The organism is Proteus sp. G2669, from assembly GCF_009915245.1.
Classification (GTDB): domain Bacteria; phylum Pseudomonadota; class Gammaproteobacteria; order Enterobacterales; family Enterobacteriaceae; genus Proteus.
Genome location: NZ_JAABLX010000041.1, coordinates 68,506 through 87,907 on the forward strand (window position 1 = coordinate 68,506; position 19,402 = coordinate 87,907).

Genomic DNA, 19,402 nt, shown 5'->3' on the forward strand with positions numbered 1-19,402 from the left:
TTACTCCGAATTACGTATTATTCACTGATGGCGTTAGCGTCATTGCCAGCAACATTGATGATGGAACCTAATTGTTCCCCCATTAATGTAACGGAGCCATTCATAAGATCTTTATTCAATTGAACGGTATTTTCAGGGAAAAGGTTGATGACTGTTGAGCCTAACTTAAATCGGCCCATTTCCTCACCTTTTTTCAAGAATATCGCTCCTGCTTTGTCTGCTTGAGGATAAGTCCAACGTTTAATAATACCTTCACGAGGCGGTGTTACCATGCCACACCAAATCGTTTCAATACTACCGACAATAGTTGCACCTACCAGAATTTGTATCATTGGACCAAATTGTGTTTCAAAAAGACAAATAATGCGTTCATTACGTGCAAATAAGTTTGGTACATTGGCCGCCGTTAATGGATTAACGGAGAAGAGATCACCAGGAACATAAATCATCTCTTTTAATAAACCATCGCAAGGCATGTGAACACGGTGGTAATCGCGAGGCGAAAGATATGTCGTAATAAACTGACCATTACGGAACTTATCTGCTAACATAAAGTTACCTGCGAGTAACGCTTCAAGAGTGTAATGATGTCCTTTAGCTTGCAGAATTTGATCGTCTTGGATAAGACCAAGTTGGCTGACAGCACCGTCTGCTGGTAATGCAAGTTTGTCATCACCTTCAACAATAGGACGTACGCCGTCTTTTAAAGCCCGGATAAAGAACTCATTGAATGTTGAATAAGCTTGGAACTGGCTGTCTTTCGCTTCATTCATATCGACTTTATAGGCTTTTGCGAAGGCTTTGATAACAAACTGGGTGATTGCACCCGCTTTTTTGTTTGCAAACCAACCTGCTAGCTGTGTGAGCCATAATTTAGGCAATAAATACTGTAGTTTAATTTTTAGCTTGTCCAAAATGGCAACCTCTGGGATTAAACGATAAAAAATAGACAAAAGGGGTCTATTGTACCCACCCTTAATAGGGTTGTCAGTGAATCAATTATTAAGAGTCTAAATTAATGTTCTTACGAACTTTCACCTGACTCATACTTTCTAAAATACGATGGTAGTTTTCAAAGCGTGTTTCTGATATTTCACCCTTCTTTACGGCTTCACTGATTAAGCAACCCGGATCGTCTAAATGTTTACAATCGCGGAATTTACAACCACCAAGGTACGGTCTAAATTCAACAAATCCTTTTGTCACTTGATCAGGCGTTAAATGCCATAAGCCAAATTCACGGACACCTGGAGAATCAATCACATCTCCGCCTTGTGGGAAATGGTAAAGACGTGATGCGGTTGTTGTATGTTGCCCTAAACCAGAGTTATCAGAGACCTGATTAACAACAATACTTTCTTCCATCGGTGGTAGTAGCGTGTTAAGTAAGCTTGATTTACCCACACCAGACTGCCCAGCAAAAATAGAGATACGGCCGATAAGTTCTTGCGTGAGCGCATCTAGCCCTTCTTTAGTATAGCTAGAGACTTCAAGGACACGATAACCAATGTCTTTATAAGTCTGCATCCATTCACTAACTGTCTTACGACTTTGTTCATCTAACATATCGATTTTATTGAGCACAATTAGAGGTTCAACATTTAACGTTTCGCAAGCGACAAGGTAACGGTCGATAATATTTAAAGACAACTCAGGCAAAATGGCGGAGACAATAATAATCTGGTCAATGTTTGCCGCAATAGGTTTAATTCCATCATAATAGTCAGGGCGTGTTAGCACAGAGGTACGCTCATGTACCGCTTCAACGATACCATTCACTCGGACATTTTCTTGTATTTGTAGCGCAGGGCGCCACACAACTTTATCACCTGTCACTAAGGATGAAATTGTGCGTCGGATATTGCATCGAGTAATCGAGCCGTCAGTTGCTTCAATATCTGCATGTTGGCCAAAACGGCTAATGACTAAACCTTCGGACGCTTCGCCTAATTGCGTATCGTCTAATTCAACGTGGTTTTTTTTCTCTTTGCTCTGCAAACGCTTTTTATGGTTTTCTTGTACTCGACGTTGCTGGCCTTTAGATAATTTACGTTTTGTCACCGATCCTCACTTGTATTATTCGGTTAGATGTTCTTCTGTCGTGCTTATTGAGTAAACGCGCTATGATAAACGCTAAAATATCATGTCTCACACTTAGAAACAGCTAGGATATATTATGTCAAAAAGCGAGAACAATCTGATCTGGATAGATCTGGAAATGACCGGTCTTGATCCTGAATGTGACCGTATCATCGAAATTGCCACCATTGTGACAGATCCTCAACTTAATATTTTAGCCGAAGGCCCAGTAATTGCTGTACACCAATCGGATGAACAACTGAGTTTAATGGATGAATGGAATACTCGCACTCATACTGGTAGTGGTTTAGTTGAGCGTGTGAAAGCCAGTCAATATGATGATAATTCAGCACAAAAAGCGACAATTGAATTCCTAGAAAAATGGGTGCCTAAAGGGGTATCACCTATTTGTGGCAATAGTGTGGGCCAAGACCGACGTTTTTTGTACCGTTATATGCCAGAGCTAGAGCAATATTTTCACTACCGCTATCTTGATGTCAGTACATTAAAAGAGTTGGCGCGTCGTTGGAAGCCTGAAATTTTAGACGGTTTTAAGAAAAAGAATACTCATCAAGCATTAGATGATATTCGTGAATCTATTGCAGAGCTAGACTATTATCGTAAGACCTTTATTAAAGAGTGAAAAATGTGCACTCATGATTGATATTGCATCATTGTGATGATTTTATCAGCATGCAATCAAAAAAACGCATTTTTTTGTTGATAAGGGCTTGCGGTTAAGCATTTTTCTCGTATAATGCGCTTCCCGTACCGATGAAGAATTTTATTTGTACGGGTGTAAGAAAGATGCGGGAATAGCTCAGTTGGTAGAGCACAACCTTGCCAAGGTTGGGGTCGCGAGTTCGAGTCTCGTTTCCCGCTCCAATCTTTCTTAGACGATTGTTAGTAGTGTTATGTGATGCGGGAATAGCTCAGTTGGTAGAGCACAACCTTGCCAAGGTTGGGGTCGCGAGTTCGAGTCTCGTTTCCCGCTCCAAATCTTTTACTAACTATTGTCAAAACTTACCAAATGCGGGAATAGCTCAGTTGGTAGAGCACAACCTTGCCAAGGTTGGGGTCGCGAGTTCGAGTCTCGTTTCCCGCTCCAAGTTTTTCTCTTCTGTTTCAACAAATCTTATTTTTAATCCCCATAAAGAAAATTTTAAGTTTTTCCTCTCGCTTTTTTAAATATCGACTACACTGTTTTAGGATCATAAATTAGGGAATTTTACTTAATACACGTAAAGAGAGTGTGAGTGATTATTGTGCAAAAAAAGAAATGTCGTTAATGCATGTAAGATCAAGCTATTTTTTTGTGATCTATCTTTGATCTTTGCTTGCTTTTCTATTTTGACGGCACTAGAATGTGCGCCTTTCCTCATTTAAGGGGGAAATAAAAGGCAAGATCATTTTTTCGGTTTTAGGCCTTTATTCTGTTAAACATGCATTGAATAGTATTTTAGAAAAAAGAAAGGGTTTTAGGCGCTTTTCTTTAAAAAAATGTAATAAATATTCTACTATTCTTAAAATCTTCCCAAATTGATTTATCCACAGTGAGATGCTAATAACCACCGCATCTAAGCACTATTTATTTTTTTACTGCACAGAGTTATCCACAGATACCTATCATTAAGTGATAAGGATATTATTCTCTTCAATAAATCAATTGGATTTTATATCTATTTGATAATTCAGTTTATTTTATTTTTTTTGAAAATTGAGTCTTAGTTCGCTTGAATTTTTTTTTCATGTTGATAGGCAAGGGGTTTTTATTTTATTCACAGGTGAAATTAAAGATTACTCGTTATATGTTTATTATGTTAAAAACTAAGCATCTCTCGGTAAGCCTTTAGTTATTGCTCTTACTAGACGTTTTTGTTGTGAAGTCTGTATTTTCACCTCTTTTTCATTTCGTTTTGCTGTCTGCTGGGCAATTGCCCAATTCAAATGTTCATCTAAAACATCACTTAATCCAAAGCGCTCTTTCAAGGCAAGTATAATTTTATCTTGATAAGGCGCATTTCCTAACGCCACGCTAATATTTCTAATCCAGCGTAAGTAACCAATACGACGGATCGGCGAACCTTCTGTTATACGAAGAAATTTTTCTTCACTCCATTGAAAAAGATCGAGTAATTCAGGTGTATGAAGTGCTCGGCGGGGAGAGAAATCCTCTTCATCTGTCAATGATGAGAAGCGATTCCAAGGACAAATAAGCTGACAATCATCACAACCATAGATGCGGTTACCCATTAATGGGCGAAATTCTTCAGGGATCGCGCCATCAAGCTCAATTGTAAGATACGAAATACACCGCCGTGCATCGATAGTATAAGGCTCGACAATGGCGCCAGTCGGGCACGTTGTCATGCAAGCGACACATTTACCACATTGTTCTTCGACAGGGCTATCTGTGGGTAAAGGCAAATCGATAAGTAACTCACCTAGAAAGAACCAAGAGCCAGCTTGGTTGTTGATAACAAGTGAGTGTTTACCAACCCAGCCAAGTCCAGCTTTAACCGCTAAAGGGCGTTCCATTATAGGTGCTGAATCAACGAAAGGACGAAAATTGACGATCCCTTGATATTCATATTGTTGGCAATATTGAGTAATTTTTTCGCCGAGCTTTTTAAGACGCTGCCTTAATACTTTGTGATAATCCCGACCTAGTGCATAGCGACTAATATAGCCTTGTTCTGGATTATTTAATGTTCGTGCGAAAGCGGCATCTGTGGGAAGGTAATTCATTCTCACGCTAATAACCCGCAATGTGCCAGGCACAAGTTCATGAGGTCTTGCACGCGTCATACCATATTTCGCCATCCATGCCATTTCGCCATGATATTGTTTATCTAACCAAGCTTGTAAGCGAGGCTCTTCAAGTGATAAGTCAGTATCACATATCCCAGTTTGTTGAAAACCTAGCTCAGAACCCCATAATTTAATGTTTTGAGCGAGAAGATTAAGATCGAGTGATGACATGAATAAACCGAATCAATAGGTAAGAGGTGAGTCCTAAGAGCGCGCAGTGTATCATAGTGAGCCAGTAGGAAAAATCCTCGCAATAAATAGATTTATGGTATGGTTATTTGATAGTTATTTCGATAACTATTTGCCTTAAGAGAACATATAAAGCTTGGTATTTGAGGTTATCCAACGATCTCTCTTTATTAAGCCGTTATAACTTAACAATAGATTATATAAATATGAAAGAATGGGTTGTTACATTAGAAGATGAAGCGGCAACAGTTGAACTAGGGCGTACTGTTGCAATGGCGACTAATCATAGCGGATTGATCATTTATTTATATGGCGATCTTGGTGCTGGAAAAACAACCTTTAGCCGAGGCTTTTTGCAAGCGCTTGGTCATCAAGGGCATGTTAAAAGCCCAACATATACATTAGTTGAGCCTTATATGCTTTCGCCGAATCTTGTTTATCATTTCGATCTTTATCGTTTAGCATCGGCGGAGGAGCTGGAATTTATGGGAATACGCGACTATTTTGAGCAAGACGCGTTATGTCTTATTGAATGGCCATCACAAGGCGAAGGCTTTTTACCTAACGCCGATTTAGAACTTCATTTAAGCTATGAAGATGAAGGTCGAAAAGCGCGTTTTGTTGCCCTTACACAAAGAGGGAATACTGTTTTATCCCATATTCAGTCTGCATAAAGGAATATTGATTATGTCGAGTCTCATCACTATTGTGAGTCAAAGTCAGCGCTATGTTGTTGCCTTTCTGTTGGTTGTTTTGTCTTTATTTTTTGTGCAAATAGCACAAGCCGCTACTGTGACAGAAGTAAAAGCAGAAAACGGTATTTCAGCAACAACCCTCACATTCTCTTTTAGTGGTGGGAAGCCTAGCTATCGATATTATTCATTAAAAAATCCTGACCGTTTGGTGATGGATTTTAAACAGAGCACAAAAATTACAGGGTTGCCTGCAACATTAGGCAATGGGCAGTTAGTTCATAAAATTCGTGCAACGCAATCAAAAGATAGCCAATACCAAAGTATGGTCGTGGAACTTGCCCAGCCAGTTGTTGTAACTGAAAGTCTAATGAATGTAAGCGGTGATTATAAGTTAGCGCTTACTATCAAACCAATGAATGTTCGACAAAATAATCACTCTCAACCCACCGTGAATGTGGTCGCTTTAGCGCCGACAACAATGACGGCGTCAGACTCAAATACAAATAGAGAAATGGCGCCTTTAACCATGACACCCAAAACAGAGATTGCCCCAGTTGCTCCTATTGTGAAACCACGTACCACTCCATCAAAACCACAAGCGGGCTCTCGTCAAATTATTATTGCGATAGATGCAGGTCATGGTGGGCAAGATCCTGGTGCGATAGGCCAGAAAGGTAATCGTGAAAAAGATGTCACTTTAAGTGTGGCAAGAAAATTAGAAACTCGTTTACATAACGATCCGATGTTTAAACCGGTATTAACTCGTAATGGTGACTATTTTATTTCCGTTGCTGGACGTTCGGAAGTTGCCCGTAAGCAAAATGCGAATATGTTAGTTTCTATCCATGCAGACTCGGCCCCTAATCGCAGTGCAAGAGGCGCTTCTGTGTGGGTGCTTTCTAATCGTCGAGCAAACAGTGAATTAGGTAAATGGCTTGAACAAAGTGAAAAGCAATCTGAATTACTTGGTGGTGCAGGTGATGCTTTATCTGATGGGGCTGATCCTTATTTAAGTCAAACGGTACTTGATTTGCAATTTGGTAATTCACAGCGTGTGGGTTATGACGTTGCTGTTGCTGTGTTATCTGAGTTGAGAAAAGTTGGGTCTTTGCATAAAAAGACACCAGAACATGCGAGTTTAGGCGTGTTACGTTCACCGGATATCCCTTCAATTTTAGTTGAAACGGGTTTTATTAGTCATGCAGCTGAAGAGCAGTTACTGATTTCTGATGCTTATCAAGAAAAACTTGCCGCTTCTATTCATGCGGGTTTAAGAAATTATTTTCTGGCTCATCCTTTACAAAATGCACCCAATTGATTGAGTAAAAGGGAATAAAGGTAATGGCGATAAATTTATTACCTCCTCAGCTTGCAAATCAAATTGCCGCAGGGGAAGTTGTTGAAAGACCTGCATCTGTGGTCAAAGAGTTACTCGAAAATAGTTTAGATGCAGGGGCGACTACAATTGATATTGATATCGATAAAGGTGGCGCCAAACTTATCCGTATTCGTGATAATGGATGTGGCATCAATCACGATGATTTGAAGTTAGCACTTGCTCGCCATGCAACTAGTAAAATATCAAGTCTTGATGATCTTGAAGCCATAATAAGTATGGGATTTCGTGGAGAAGCATTAGCCAGTATTAGCTCTGTTTCTCGTCTAACGCTGACCTCACGCACACAATCTCAAGATGAAGCGTGGCAAGCTTATGCAGAAGGCCGAGATATGGCCGTTACCGTTAAACCCGCAGCTCATCCTGTGGGGAGTACGGTTGAAGTCCTTGATCTGTTTTATAATACGCCGGCAAGACGTAAATTTTTACGCACTGAAAAAACAGAATTTGCACATATTGATGAAGTGGTTCGCAGAATTGCGTTATCACGCTTTGATGTCTCTATTAATCTTACCCATAATGGCAAACGTGTTCGCCAATACCGTGCAGTAAAAGATGAAAGCCAGCAAAATCGCCGACTGAGTGCGATTTGCGGTAATAACTTTGTCAATCAATCGATGCATTTATCGTGGGAACATGGTGATTTAGCGATAAAAGGTTGGGTAGAACACCCCTTATCATCAGTGCAATGCAGTGACATTCAATATTGTTATGTGAATGGACGAATGATGCGTGATAGGTTGATTAATCATGCTATTCGTCAGGCTTATGATGGGTATTTGCAAGGAGAACAACAGCCTTCTTATATCCTCTATTTGAGCGTTGATCCTCATCAAGTGGACGTTAATGTTCATCCAGCTAAACATGAAGTCCGCTTTCATGAATCACGTTTAGTGCATGATTTTATTTATCAGGGGGTGTTGAGTGTTTTACGACAAGCCACACAGACGCCTTTATCACAGACTTTAGATGAAGAAGATAATGAAATTGCGTTGAGTTTTCCTGAAAATCGTCAAGTAGCAGGTGAAAACGTATTTTCACAGCCTTATCAAACACCCACTAGTCAAAACGCCTCTAATAGAGTTCAGTCACATCAAGTTAATGAACGGGATACTCATCATCAAAAAACAACCTCGCCAATTCGGTGAAAATCGTCAGTTTGGTGAAAGCTATCAACGCACACAAGGTGCGCTTTATCAAAAAATGATGCAAGAAAGTGCTTCTACATCAAACGATAAAGAAAAAATACCGTTATTTCCTGAACGTGCCCCATTGAATTTAGATGAAATCGTTCATACAACTAATAATATTGAAGACGATGTGATTTCGGTGATGCCTCGTTCTGTCAATGCGAAAGAAGGGCAAACTGATTATACTTTTGGGCGAGTATTGGCAATTTATCAGCAGAAATATGCGTTAATAGAATCTTCACAAGGTCTTGGGCTGTTATCATTGGAACAAGCTGATTTTCTGTTAAAATGTGCGCAATTATTGCCTAAAGATGAAATATTGAAGCCCCAACCTTTGTTAGTGCCTTTAAAATTAGCATTAAGTAAAGAAGAAATTAATGTATTCAATCAGTTTCACGCATTAATCAGTGATTTTGGTATTACTATTGAAATTTTACAGGGTAAAGCAACAATATATGCAGTACCGTTGCCTTTGCGTCAGCAAAATTTACCTGTGTTACTGGCCGCATTATTGGCGTATTTATCGATTGAAAAATCATGCACAAAACAACAGCTTGGGCAGTGGTTTGCAAAACAGATAAGCGCAGAGCAAGCAACATGGTCACAAGCTCAAGCTGTCGGGTTATTGGCAGATATTGAAAGACTTTGTCCTCAATATGTCAGACAGCCAGCAAAAAACTTATTACAATTAATAGAATTACAATCGGTGGTAGCGGCATTAAATAATGAGTGATGTAAACACACAAATAAAACCTAAAGCTATTTTTTTAATGGGGCCTACAGCGTCAGGTAAAACAGCATTAGCAATAGCACTAAGACAAAAACTACCTGTAGATATTATTAGTGTGGATTCTGCTCTTATCTATCGTGGGATGGATATTGGAACAGCTAAGCCAGATGCGACAGAGCAATCGCTTGCGCCACACCGGTTAATTAATATTCTAGACCCAGCATTACCTTACTCAGCAGCAGATTTTCGCCGAGATGCATTAAGTGCAATGGAAGAAATTACAGCTGCTGGGCGAATTCCACTATTAGTGGGTGGGACTATGCTATATTTTAAAGCGTTACTTGATGGCCTATCGCCTTTACCTAGTGCCAATCCAGAGGTTCGTGCTGAAATAGAGAAAAAAGCAACGGAGAAAGGATGGGAGGCGATACATAAAGAGCTTGCATTAGTTGACCCCGTTGCTGCGCAACGAATACATCCTAATGATCCTCAACGGCTTTCTCGTGCGCTAGAAGTTTACCTGATTTCAGGTAAAACAATGACAGAGTTGACAAAAATATCAGGCGAATCTTTGCCCTATGATGTTTATCAATTTGCGATTGCTCCGAAAGATAGAAATGTTCTTCACCAACGCATTGAAGCACGTTTTAAACAGATGTTAACGTGTGGATTTGAAGATGAAGTAAAATTATTATATGAACGGGGTGATTTGCATGAAGATTTACCTTCTGTACGTTGTGTCGGTTATCGCCAGATGTGGTCATATTTATCAGGCGAAATAGATTATGATGAGATGGTTTATCGAGGGATCTGTGCTACCCGGCAATTAGCGAAACGACAAATCACCTGGTTAAGAGGCTGGAATGATATTCACTGGCTTGATAGTGAAGATCCGAAACAATCTCTTGACACTGTTTTGCAGGTAGTTAGTGCATAGATGGTAGGTTTGTGTAAAATTGATAGTTGCCAAAGCGCAATTTTTGAGTAGTTCATTTTTCGAACCAATTGGGTTCTAATATAAAACAACAAAATAAGGAAAACATAGAATGGCTAAGGGGCAATCTTTGCAAGATCCTTTCCTGAACGCATTACGTCGTGAAAGGGTTCCCGTTTCTATCTATTTGGTAAACGGTATTAAATTGCAGGGTCAGATCGAATCTTTTGACCAATTTGTTATTTTGCTGAAAAACACAGTAAGCCAGATGGTATATAAACATGCTATCTCTACCGTGGTACCTTCGCGTCCTGTTTCTCATCATAGCAACACAGGTACGAATCAAACTGGTACAGGTTATAGCGGTAGCGCTACTCAGCAGGATGATGTTGCAGAATAATTATCCATTATTATTCTTGATATAAGAAAAACATAGGTAGGGAGACTTTACCTATGTTTTTTCCTGTTTTTATAAAGTCCAAGAGGTTTCGCCTTTGTTTGATCGTTATGAAGGTGGCGAACTCGCCGTCTTAGTGCACGTCTTCTTTTCTCAGGAAAAGGATGTTGATGATTTGCAAGAATTTGAATCCTTGGTGACATCTGCGGGTGTTAAGCCAGTTCAGATTATTACAGGAAATCGTAAAGCGCCTCATCCCAAATATTATGTGGGTGAAGGTAAGGCAGAAGAAATTGCCGAGGCTGTAAAAGCAAGTGGTGCAGATGTTGTTTTATTTAATCATGCACTGACACCGGCACAAGAACGAAATCTGGAAAGACTTTGTGAATGCCGTGTTGTTGATCGCACGGGAGTTATCCTTGATATTTTTGCTCAAAGAGCAAGAACTCATGAAGGAAAGCTACAGGTAGAACTCGCCCAGTTACGTCACTTATCAACTCGTTTAGTCAGAGGGTGGACTCACCTTGAAAGACAAAAAGGGGGGATTGGGTTACGAGGACCAGGTGAAACTCAGCTAGAAACGGACCGCCGCTTACTCCGAGGTAAAATTAGTCAAATTCTAATGCGATTGGGTAGGGTTGAGCGTCAGCGTGAACAAGGAAGACAAGCGCGGAGTAAAGCTGATATTCCAACATTATCCCTTGTTGGTTACACGAATGCAGGAAAATCGAGTTTATTTAATCATATTACCTGTTCTGATGTGTATGCGGCAGATCAGTTGTTTGCAACATTGGATCCTACATTAAGACGTATTCAAGTTGATGATGTGGGAACGGTTGTATTGGCTGATACCGTTGGATTTATTCGACATTTACCTCATGATCTTGTTGCTGCTTTTAAAGCGACTTTGCAAGAAACACGAGAAGCAACCTTACTTCTTCATGTTATTGATGCAGCAGATAGTCGTTTTGAGGAGAATATTCATGCAGTTGAAAGTGTATTAGAAGAGATAGATGCTCAAGAAATACCAACACTGCATGTCATGAACAAAATTGATCTTCTTGAAGACTTCACACCAAGAATTGATCGAAATGAAGAAAACTTACCCGTTAGGGTTTGGGTTTCAGCACAAACAGGCGAAGGTATTCCTCTGTTATATCAGGCGTTGACAGAACGTCTTTCAGGTGAGATCGCACACTTTGAATTACGTTTACCGCCAGAAGATACAGGGCGCTTGCGTAGTCGTTTTTATCAATTACAGTCAATAGAGCGTGAATGGATTGAAAAAGACGGTAAAGTTGGGCTAATCATACGTATGCCTATGGTAGACTGGCATCGCCTTTGCAAGCAGGAACCCAATTTATTGGATTACGTGGTCTGATATTCGGCCATAAAAAAGAACATTAACTGAGAGCTGGCGACGAAATCGGCTCTTAAGCCTGATAAATCTAATCATAATAATGGAGCTAGAACATGGCGTGGAATCAGCCCGGTAACAACGGACAAGACCGCGACCCGTGGGGTAACCGTAACAGCGGCAATAATAATGGCGATGGTAACGGTAACTCCAACGGCAATCAAGGAGGTCGGAATCGTGGAGCATCAGATCTCGATGATATGTTCCGTAAACTGAGTGAAAAACTTGGTGGTTTCGGCGGTAAAAAAGGTGGAAACTCCTCTTCTGGGCAAAATGGCGGGCCTCGTGGTAATGCTGGAAATCTTTTGATTTCTCTTGCATTAGGTGCGGTTGTCGTAGTTTGGGCTGCAAGTGGTTTTTATACCATTAAAGAAGCAGAACAGGGTGTCGTGACGCGTTTTGGTAAATTTTACCAAATCGTTGAACCCGGTCTGAACTGGAAACCGACTTTTGTTGATGAAGTTCAGCCTGTTAACGTGAAAACTATCCGTGATTTAACCACGGGTGGCATGATGTTAACGTCAGATGAAAATATGGTTCAAGTTGAGATAAACGTACAGTACGTTGTCTCTGATCCAGAAACATTTCTGTTTAACCTCACAACACCTATTAACAGTTTAGGTCAAGCAACTGACAGTGCTGTACGTGGTGTTATTGGTCGTTCAGAAATGGAAAAAATTCTGACTTCAAACCGTTCAGAAATTCGTGACCAGACGCGTCAAGAATTAGAAGAGACTATCCGCCCTTATAATATGGGTATCTCTATTGTGGACGTCAACTTCCAAGTTGCGCGCCCACCAGAAGCTGTAAAAGCAGCATTCGATGACGTAATTGCGGCTCGTGAAGAAGAACAAAAAACAATTCGTCAAGCTGAGGCTTATAAAAACGAAGTGTTACCGTTAGCTAAAGGTAACGCACAACGTATGATTGAAGAAGCAACAGCGTATAAAACCAGTGTGGTGATGAGAGCAGAGGGTGAGGTAGCTAGCTTTGCTAAAATCTTACCTGAGTATCGTGCAGCTCCTGAAATTACTCGCGAGCGTCTTTACATTGAAACGATGGAAAAAGTGCTATCGAAAACACGTAAAATCATTGCAAATGATAAAGGTAACAGCATGTTAGTGCTACCTTTAGAGCAAATGCTACGTCAGCCATCTCAATCGGGAGCATCAAATACCCTTGAGGCGTCGGCTCGTATGCCCGCACCAGCTCCAACTGTAAATCCAACACCGACACAAAAACCAGCAACAACGACTTATGGTAATGGTGGATATGGTAGTAATAATGGCGGTTATGGTCAGCCTTACGGCAATAATCAAGGAGGACAATAATCATGCGTAAAGTTATCGCTGTTGTTGCAGTTATTATTTTAGCGTTGTTGTACTCCTCTGTATTTGTCGTTCAACAATATGAGCGTGGTATCATTTTACGCTTTGCGAAAGTTGTGCGTGATGCTGAAAATAAACCTGTTGTTTATGAGCCAGGTATTCATTTTAAAATTCCATTCATTGAGAATGTGAAAAAACTGGATGCGCGTATTCAAACTATGAATATCCAGCAAGACCGTTTCTTATCAGGTGAGAACAAAGACTTATTAGTCGATTCTTATCTAAAATGGCGTATCAGTGATTTCAGTACTTACTATCTGGCAACAGGTGGTGGTAATACAACGCAAGCTGAAACTTTACTACGTCGTAAATTTAGTGACCGTTTACGTTCTGAAATTGGTCGTATGAGCGTAAACCAAATTATTACGGATTCTCGTGGTCGTTTAACCATTGATGTTCGTAATGCACTGAATGAAGGTACACCTTCTCGTGATACAAGTGCTGCTGATGATGCTATTGCTATTGCAGCGAAGAAAGTAGCTGAAGAAACTAAAGGCCAAGCTCCTGCTATCAATATGAACAGTATGGCAGCATTAGGTATTGAAGTGATTGACGTTCGAATCAAGCAAATCAACCTACCTATGGAAGTTTCTGAGGCGATTTATCAGCGTATGCGTGCAGAACGTGAAGCAGTTGCTCGTCGTCACCGTTCACAAGGTCAAGAGCAAGCGGTGAAAATTCGTGCAGCGGCGGATAAGACAGTAACAGAAACATTAGCTGAATCTGAGCGTGAATCTTTACGTCTTCGTGGTGAAGGTGATGCACAAGCAACAAAACTGTTTGCTGATGCATTCAACCAAGATCCTGACTTCTATGCTTTCATTCGTAGCTTACGTGCTTATGAGAAGAGCTTTAATCAAGACGGCAATGACGTCATGGTGTTAAGCCCAGATAGCGATTTCTTACGCTATATGAAAGCACCAACCAAAGCGCGTGCGATTGAAGAGTAATTAAAACGCGTTAGATTGACTGAATAAATAATAAAAATCCTCCACCTTAATAAGTGGGGGATTTTTTTTGATATCAATAAGATAAAAAGAATTACTTAGTAGCAAAATAAATAATTGTGCTTATTAAGATGAAAAATTATCCTTAATGGTTTCCAAAATGGCTTTAGCTGGGATAGTATAAAGTGAAAATTGCATTTCAAGATAAACCTTCGGCAATTCCGAAGCGTCTTCTTCGCCATTTTCACTTTTATGTCACTCTGCTTCCTATTTTTGCGATCAAAACTGTTGATGAAAGTCACAATATGTTTGTGGTGCGGATTTTTCGGGCAAAAATATTGACAATGGCAAGATAATCTATTGCTTAAAAGCGGGGATGACATAATTAGATAAAATCTACTGTAACTCTTGATTTGAGATGGTAGAATCCTTTTTTAAGCAACCGAGTGTATTTTGAAATGAGTAATAACGTTGTCGTATTGGGCACCCAGTGGGGTGACGAAGGCAAAGGCAAGATAGTCGATTTGCTGACAGAACGCGCTAAGTATGTTGTTCGCTACCAAGGTGGCCATAACGCGGGTCACACTCTAGTCATCGACGGTGAAAAAACCGTTCTTCATTTAATCCCATCAGGCATTCTCCGTGAAAATGTTGTTAGCATCATAGCAAACGGTGTCGTTTTATCACCAGAAGCGCTGATGAAGGAAATGACCCAACTTGAAGATCGTGGCATTCCTGTTCGCTCTCGTTTACTTCTGTCTGAAGCTTGCCCATTAATCCTTCCTTATCATATCGCATTAGATAATGCGCGTGAGAAAGCGCGTGGCGAGAAAGCTATCGGTACAACAGGTCGCGGTATTGGCCCTGCTTACGAAGATAAAGTTGCTCGTCGTGGTTTACGTGTTGGCGATCTGTTTGATAAAAAAGCATTTGCACAAAAACTCAAAGAAATCATCGAATACCATAACTTCCAACTGGTTAACTACTACAAAGTTGAACCTGTTGATTACCAAAAAACCTTAGACGATATCATGGCAATCGCTGATATTCTGACAGGTATGGTTGTTGATGTTTCTGACTTACTGTACAAAGCAACACAAAACGGTGAGTTAGTGATGTTTGAAGGTGCACAAGGTACTTTATTAGACATCGACCATGGTACTTATCCATATGTAACCTCTTCAAACACCACCGCTGGTGGCGTGGCAACAGGCTCAGGTTTAGGCCCTCGCTATGTTGGCTACGTATTAGGGATCATCAAAGCGTATTCTACTCGTGTCGGTGCAGGTCCATTCCCAACTGAACTGTTTGATGAAGTGGGTGACTTCCTGCGTGAGAAAGGCCAAGAATTTGGTGCAACCACTGGTCGTAGCCGTCGTACTGGTTGGTTAGATATCGTTGCTATTCGTCGCGCTGTTCAAATCAACTCACTGTCTGGCTTCTGCATGACTAAGCTGGATGTATTAGATGGTCTGAAAGAAGTGAAATTGTGCGTAGGCTATCGTTTACCAAACGGTGAAGTGATTGATACTACACCTTTAGCTGCTGATGATTGGGAAGGTATCGAGCCTATCTATGAATCAATGCCGGGTTGGAACGAAACGACATTTGGTGTGAAAGATCACGCCCAATTGCCACAAGCAGCACTAAACTACATCAAACGTGTAGAAGAGTTAACTGGTGTTCCTGTTGATATCGTTTCTACAGGCCCAGATCGCTCAGAGACTATTATTCTCCGTCATCCATTTGATGCTTAATTCGCATTAAATAGGCTTGATGTGAAAATCGTCCCTGAAAATGACAGGGGCGATTTTTTCGTATCTGTTTGTAGGTGAATTAAAGATAAAAATGCGCGTTACATAATAAGATAAGACAGCTTTACACTCGGTTTTGCTTCTGTTTTATCTGTAACGAGTAAAAACAATAAGACAATGTTATTGTTGTAATGCCAGAAATAGAAAAGCGATCTGTTGAAAATCGACAGTATCGCTTTTTCTTTGCCTGTGATGTCGCTATTATTTTGTTAGTAGTCAAGTGAGAGACGGAAATAACTCACTTTTGAGCATATCTTTGCTAAATGTCCAAAAATTAAACATAATATTGCTTAATAAAATGATATTCTCATTACTAATTACTTATCCCTAAACAACTTTAATAGGGAAAACCACTTTTCAGAGGTCATTGTGCAATTAACCAGTTTTACAGATTATGGATTGCGAGCATTGATATATATGGCTTCATTGCCAGAAGGCAAAATGACGAGCATCACAGAAGTGACGCAAGTTTATGGTGTCTCACGTAATCATATGGTGAAAATTATTAATCAACTGAGCCATTTGGGGTTTGTTGAGGCTATTCGCGGTAAAAATGGAGGGATCCGTTTAGGCAAGCCTGCTGCAGACATCATTGTCGGTGATGTTGTCCGTGCTTTAGAGCCACTTTCATTAGTAAACTGTAGTGCTGAGTTTTGCCACATTACCCCAGCTTGTCGATTAAAACTGGTGTTAAATCAGGCGATTGAGCAGTTTTTGAAAGAGTTAGACCGTCACACACTCGCAGAGCTAGTTGAAAACAATAGCTCCTTATATAAATTGTTATTAGAAGATGTTTGAGTCTACTATTTCATCAAATCTGATAGCTTGGAGGTCATAATGTCAAAAGATCCTTTTCAAGATAGAGAAGCAGAGAAATACGCCTCTCCAATTGCTAGTCGCGAATATATTTTAGAAGAAATGAAAAAGCGCACGGCCCCTATGAGTCGTGAAGATTTAGCGCAGGCGTTAAAAATTTCTGGAGAAGAAGACCTAGAAGCGTTACGTCGTCGTTTAAGAGCGATGGAGCGTGATGGGCAGTTAGTTTTTACTCGCCGCCAATGTTATGCGTTACCTGAGCGTCTTGATTTATGGAAAGGTAAGGTAATCGGTCACCGTGATGGTTATGGTTTTTTACGCGCAGAAGGTCAAAAAGATGATCTTTACCTTTCACAAGATGAAATGAAAAAAACCATGCATGGTGACGTTATTTTAGCCCAACCTTTAGGTATGGATAGAAAAGGTCGTCGTGAAGGTCGCGTAGTGCGTGTTATTGAACCAAGAAATAACCAAATTGTTGGTCGCTATTTTATTGAATCTGGTATGGGGTTTGTTGTACCGGATGATAGCCGCTTAAGTTTTGATATTCTTATCCCTAAAGAAGATATCATGGGTGCGCGTATGGGTAATGTGGTGGTGGTTGAAGTCACAACAAGACCAACTCGACGCACACAAGCAGTAGGCCGTATTGTTGAAATTTTAGGTGAAACCATGGGAACTGGTATTGCGGTAGAAATCGCATTACGTACTCATGAAATCCCTTATACATGGCCTGCAAAAGTGACAAAAGAAGTTGCTGATTTAAAAGAAGAAGTGCCTGAGTCAGCTAAAGAAGGACGTGTTGATTTACGTGACTTACCTTTAATTACTATTGACGGTGAAGATGCGCGAGACTTTGATGACGCTGTTTATTGTCAACGTAAAAAAGGTGGCGGTTGGCGTTTATGGGTTGCGATTGCCGATGTTAGCTATTATGTACGCCCACAAACAGCGTTAGATACAGAAGCACGTAGCCGAGGAAACTCCGTTTATTTCCCTTCTCAAGTTGTACCGATGTTGCCAGAGGTTCTGTCTAATGGATTGTGTTCATTAAATCCACAAGTTGACCGTCTATGTATGGTCTGTGAGATGACTGTTTCTGAGCAAGGACGTCTTTCTTCTTATCGATTCTATGAAGCGGTGATGAGTTCTCATGCTCGAATGACCTACACCAAAGTGTGGAAGATCATTCAAGGTGATGAAGAACTACGTGAACACTATAAGCCTATCGTTAAGGATATTGAGCATCTGTATGAGTTATACCAAGCGTTAGATAAAGCACGCGAACAGCGCGGTGCAATTGGTTTCGAATCAGAAGAAGCGAAGTTTATCTTTAATGCTGAGCGTCGTATTGAGCGTATTGAACCGGTTGTTCGTAATGATGCACACAAATTGATTGAAGAGTGCATGATCTTAGCGAATATCGCTGCAGCTCGTTTTGTTGAGAAGAATGAAGAGCCTGCGTTATACCGTATTCATGATAAACCAAAAGAAGAAAGCGTACTGAATTTACGTTCTGTCTTTAATGAATTAGGTTTAACGCTACCTGGTGGCTTGACACCAGAGCCAGCAGATTATGCGCGTGTCATGAAAGAGGTTGAAGACAGGCCTGATCGTGAAATGCTACAAACTATGATTTTGCGTTCCATGAAACAGGCGATTTACGATCCTGAAAACCGTGGACACTTTGGTTTAGCACTGAAGTCTTATGCACACTTTACCTCACCAATTCGTCGTTATCCTGATTTAGCCTTGCATCGTGCAATTAAATATCAGATTGCGAAGGAAGAAGGCCACGGTTCACAACGTTGGACACCGACAGGTGGTTACCATAGTGATATGGATACCATGTTGCAATTAGGTGAGCACTGTTCTTTAACGGAGCGCCGTGCTGATGAAGCAACAAGAGATGTGGCTGATTGGCTGAAATGTGACTTTATGCTGGATCAAATTGGTCAACAATTTACCGGTATTATCACCAGTGTAACGGGCTTTGGTTTCTTTGTTCGCTTAAACGATCTGTTTATCGATGGTTTAGTGCATGTTTCTACATTAAATAATGATTACTATCAATACGATAACGTTGGGCAGCGTTTAATTGGTGAGTCTTCAGGACAAGTCTATCGCCTTGGTGATGAAGTTGAAGTTAAAGTTGAAGCAGTCAGTATGGATGAACGTACTATCGATTTTTCCTTAATTTCAACAACACGCACAGCGCGTAACCCGGGTAAAACAGCACGAGTTCGCGGGTTAAAGGGCGAAAAAGACAAGAAAAACGCAAGTTCTAGTAAGTCTCGACGTCGTGATGCAAGCAAAGATAAAAACTTTGAGCCAGATAGCGCCTTTAAAAAAGGAAAATCAGCTAAAGGCAATGCAAACAAAGACAGAGCTGTAAAAGACCAAGTTGCTAAAGATAAAGCAAGTAGTAAACGCAAGAAAGCATCATCACAAACCAAAAAGATAGAAGCAAAACTTAAAGCTAAACGCGCAGCCAAACGCGATAACGCATAACGTTTTATTCTTCTGGTTCTTTTTTAAAAGGCGGAGACTCCGCCTTTTATCTGTTTTGTGCCTTTTATTTTTTAATGAGTAAGCACCG

At 40.5% G+C, this 19,402-nt stretch carries 15 protein-coding genes, 3 tRNA genes and 1 pseudogene; 16 read left to right on the forward strand and 3 right to left on the reverse strand.

Annotation, left to right across the window (positions count from 1 at the left end; translation table 11 throughout):
- Positions 1-17: 17 nt before the first annotated feature.
- Positions 18-914: an archaetidylserine decarboxylase gene (gene asd / locus GWI68_RS10760; RefSeq protein ID WP_109410176.1), complete on the reverse strand. Its 897-nt coding sequence runs from the start codon at positions 912-914 to the stop codon at positions 18-20.
- A gap of 88 nt (positions 915-1,002) precedes the next feature.
- On the reverse strand, positions 1,003-2,061 hold the full coding sequence (gene rsgA / locus GWI68_RS10765; RefSeq protein ID WP_166540275.1) for a small ribosomal subunit biogenesis GTPase RsgA: 1,059 nt from the start codon (positions 2,059-2,061) through the stop codon (positions 1,003-1,005).
- A gap of 115 nt (positions 2,062-2,176) precedes the next feature.
- Here rsgA and orn point away from each other — a divergent pair, with 115 nt between their 5' ends.
- From orn to GWI68_RS10785, 4 genes are all read left to right on the forward strand, one after another.
- Positions 2,177-2,722 (forward strand): oligoribonuclease, encoded by a 546-nt coding sequence (orn, locus tag GWI68_RS10770; protein ID WP_166540276.1) that lies wholly within the window; start codon positions 2,177-2,179, stop codon positions 2,720-2,722.
- 166 nt (positions 2,723-2,888) lie between these two features.
- Positions 2,889-2,964 (forward strand) — tRNA-Gly (locus GWI68_RS10775).
- A gap of 36 nt (positions 2,965-3,000) precedes the next feature.
- Positions 3,001-3,076, forward strand: a tRNA-Gly gene (locus tag GWI68_RS10780).
- 35 nt (positions 3,077-3,111) lie between these two features.
- Positions 3,112-3,187: transfer RNA gene (locus tag GWI68_RS10785), tRNA-Gly, on the forward strand.
- 719 nt (positions 3,188-3,906) lie between these two features.
- Here GWI68_RS10785 and queG read toward each other — a convergent pair.
- Positions 3,907-5,061, reverse strand: a complete 1,155-nt coding sequence (gene queG / locus GWI68_RS10790; RefSeq protein WP_166540277.1) for a tRNA epoxyqueuosine(34) reductase QueG — start codon at positions 5,059-5,061, stop codon at positions 3,907-3,909.
- A 224-nt stretch (positions 5,062-5,285) separates the two neighbouring features.
- On the opposite strand from queG, the gene tsaE reads away from it, so the two are divergent.
- The 12 genes and pseudogenes from tsaE (at position 5,286) to rnr (ending at position 19,314) form a co-directional block, all read left to right on the forward strand.
- On the forward strand, positions 5,286-5,753 hold the full coding sequence (tsaE, locus tag GWI68_RS10795; protein WP_166540278.1) for a tRNA (adenosine(37)-N6)-threonylcarbamoyltransferase complex ATPase subunit type 1 TsaE: 468 nt from the start codon (positions 5,286-5,288) through the stop codon (positions 5,751-5,753).
- A 13-nt stretch (positions 5,754-5,766) separates the two neighbouring features.
- The gene (locus GWI68_RS10800; RefSeq protein ID WP_166540279.1) at positions 5,767-7,092 is read left to right on the forward strand and encodes an N-acetylmuramoyl-L-alanine amidase; all 1,326 of its coding nucleotides are present in this window, start codon (positions 5,767-5,769) and stop codon (positions 7,090-7,092) included.
- Between the two features lie 23 nt (positions 7,093-7,115).
- A pseudogene (gene mutL / locus GWI68_RS20330) lies at positions 7,116-9,093 on the forward strand (DNA mismatch repair endonuclease MutL).
- Positions 9,086-10,027 (forward strand): tRNA (adenosine(37)-N6)-dimethylallyltransferase MiaA, encoded by a 942-nt coding sequence (miaA, locus tag GWI68_RS10810; RefSeq protein WP_166540280.1) that lies wholly within the window; start codon positions 9,086-9,088, stop codon positions 10,025-10,027. The pseudogene mutL and the gene miaA overlap by 8 nt, the downstream one beginning before the upstream one ends.
- Before the next feature lie 109 nt (positions 10,028-10,136).
- Positions 10,137-10,424, forward strand: coding sequence for an RNA chaperone Hfq (gene hfq, locus GWI68_RS10815; protein WP_072069604.1), 288 nt, complete (start codon positions 10,137-10,139; stop codon positions 10,422-10,424).
- A gap of 94 nt (positions 10,425-10,518) precedes the next feature.
- A complete protein-coding gene (gene hflX, locus GWI68_RS10820; RefSeq protein ID WP_109408475.1) occupies positions 10,519-11,802 on the forward strand; it encodes a ribosome rescue GTPase HflX in 1,284 nt (427 codons plus the stop codon).
- Positions 11,803-11,894: 92 nt separating this feature from the next.
- On the forward strand, positions 11,895-13,169 hold the full coding sequence (hflK, locus tag GWI68_RS10825) for an FtsH protease activity modulator HflK (protein ID WP_166540281.1): 1,275 nt from the start codon (positions 11,895-11,897) through the stop codon (positions 13,167-13,169).
- A 2-nt stretch (positions 13,170-13,171) separates the two neighbouring features.
- Positions 13,172-14,176, forward strand: a complete 1,005-nt coding sequence (gene hflC / locus GWI68_RS10830) for a protease modulator HflC (protein WP_166540282.1) — start codon at positions 13,172-13,174, stop codon at positions 14,174-14,176.
- 182 nt (positions 14,177-14,358) lie between these two features.
- Positions 14,359-14,529, forward strand: coding sequence for a hypothetical protein (locus GWI68_RS10835; protein ID WP_164525857.1), 171 nt, complete (start codon positions 14,359-14,361; stop codon positions 14,527-14,529).
- 102 nt (positions 14,530-14,631) lie between these two features.
- Positions 14,632-15,930 carry an adenylosuccinate synthase gene (locus GWI68_RS10840; protein WP_109408525.1) on the forward strand — a complete coding sequence of 433 codons (1,299 nt, stop codon included), beginning with the start codon at positions 14,632-14,634 and terminating at the stop codon, positions 15,928-15,930.
- Positions 15,931-16,356: 426 nt separating this feature from the next.
- Positions 16,357-16,785: a nitric oxide-sensing transcriptional repressor NsrR gene (gene nsrR / locus GWI68_RS10845; RefSeq protein WP_166540283.1), complete on the forward strand. Its 429-nt coding sequence runs from the start codon at positions 16,357-16,359 to the stop codon at positions 16,783-16,785.
- Positions 16,786-16,824: 39 nt separating this feature from the next.
- On the forward strand, positions 16,825-19,314 hold the full coding sequence (gene rnr / locus GWI68_RS10850) for a ribonuclease R (RefSeq protein ID WP_166540284.1): 2,490 nt from the start codon (positions 16,825-16,827) through the stop codon (positions 19,312-19,314).
- The last annotated feature ends 88 nt before the right edge of the window (positions 19,315-19,402 follow it).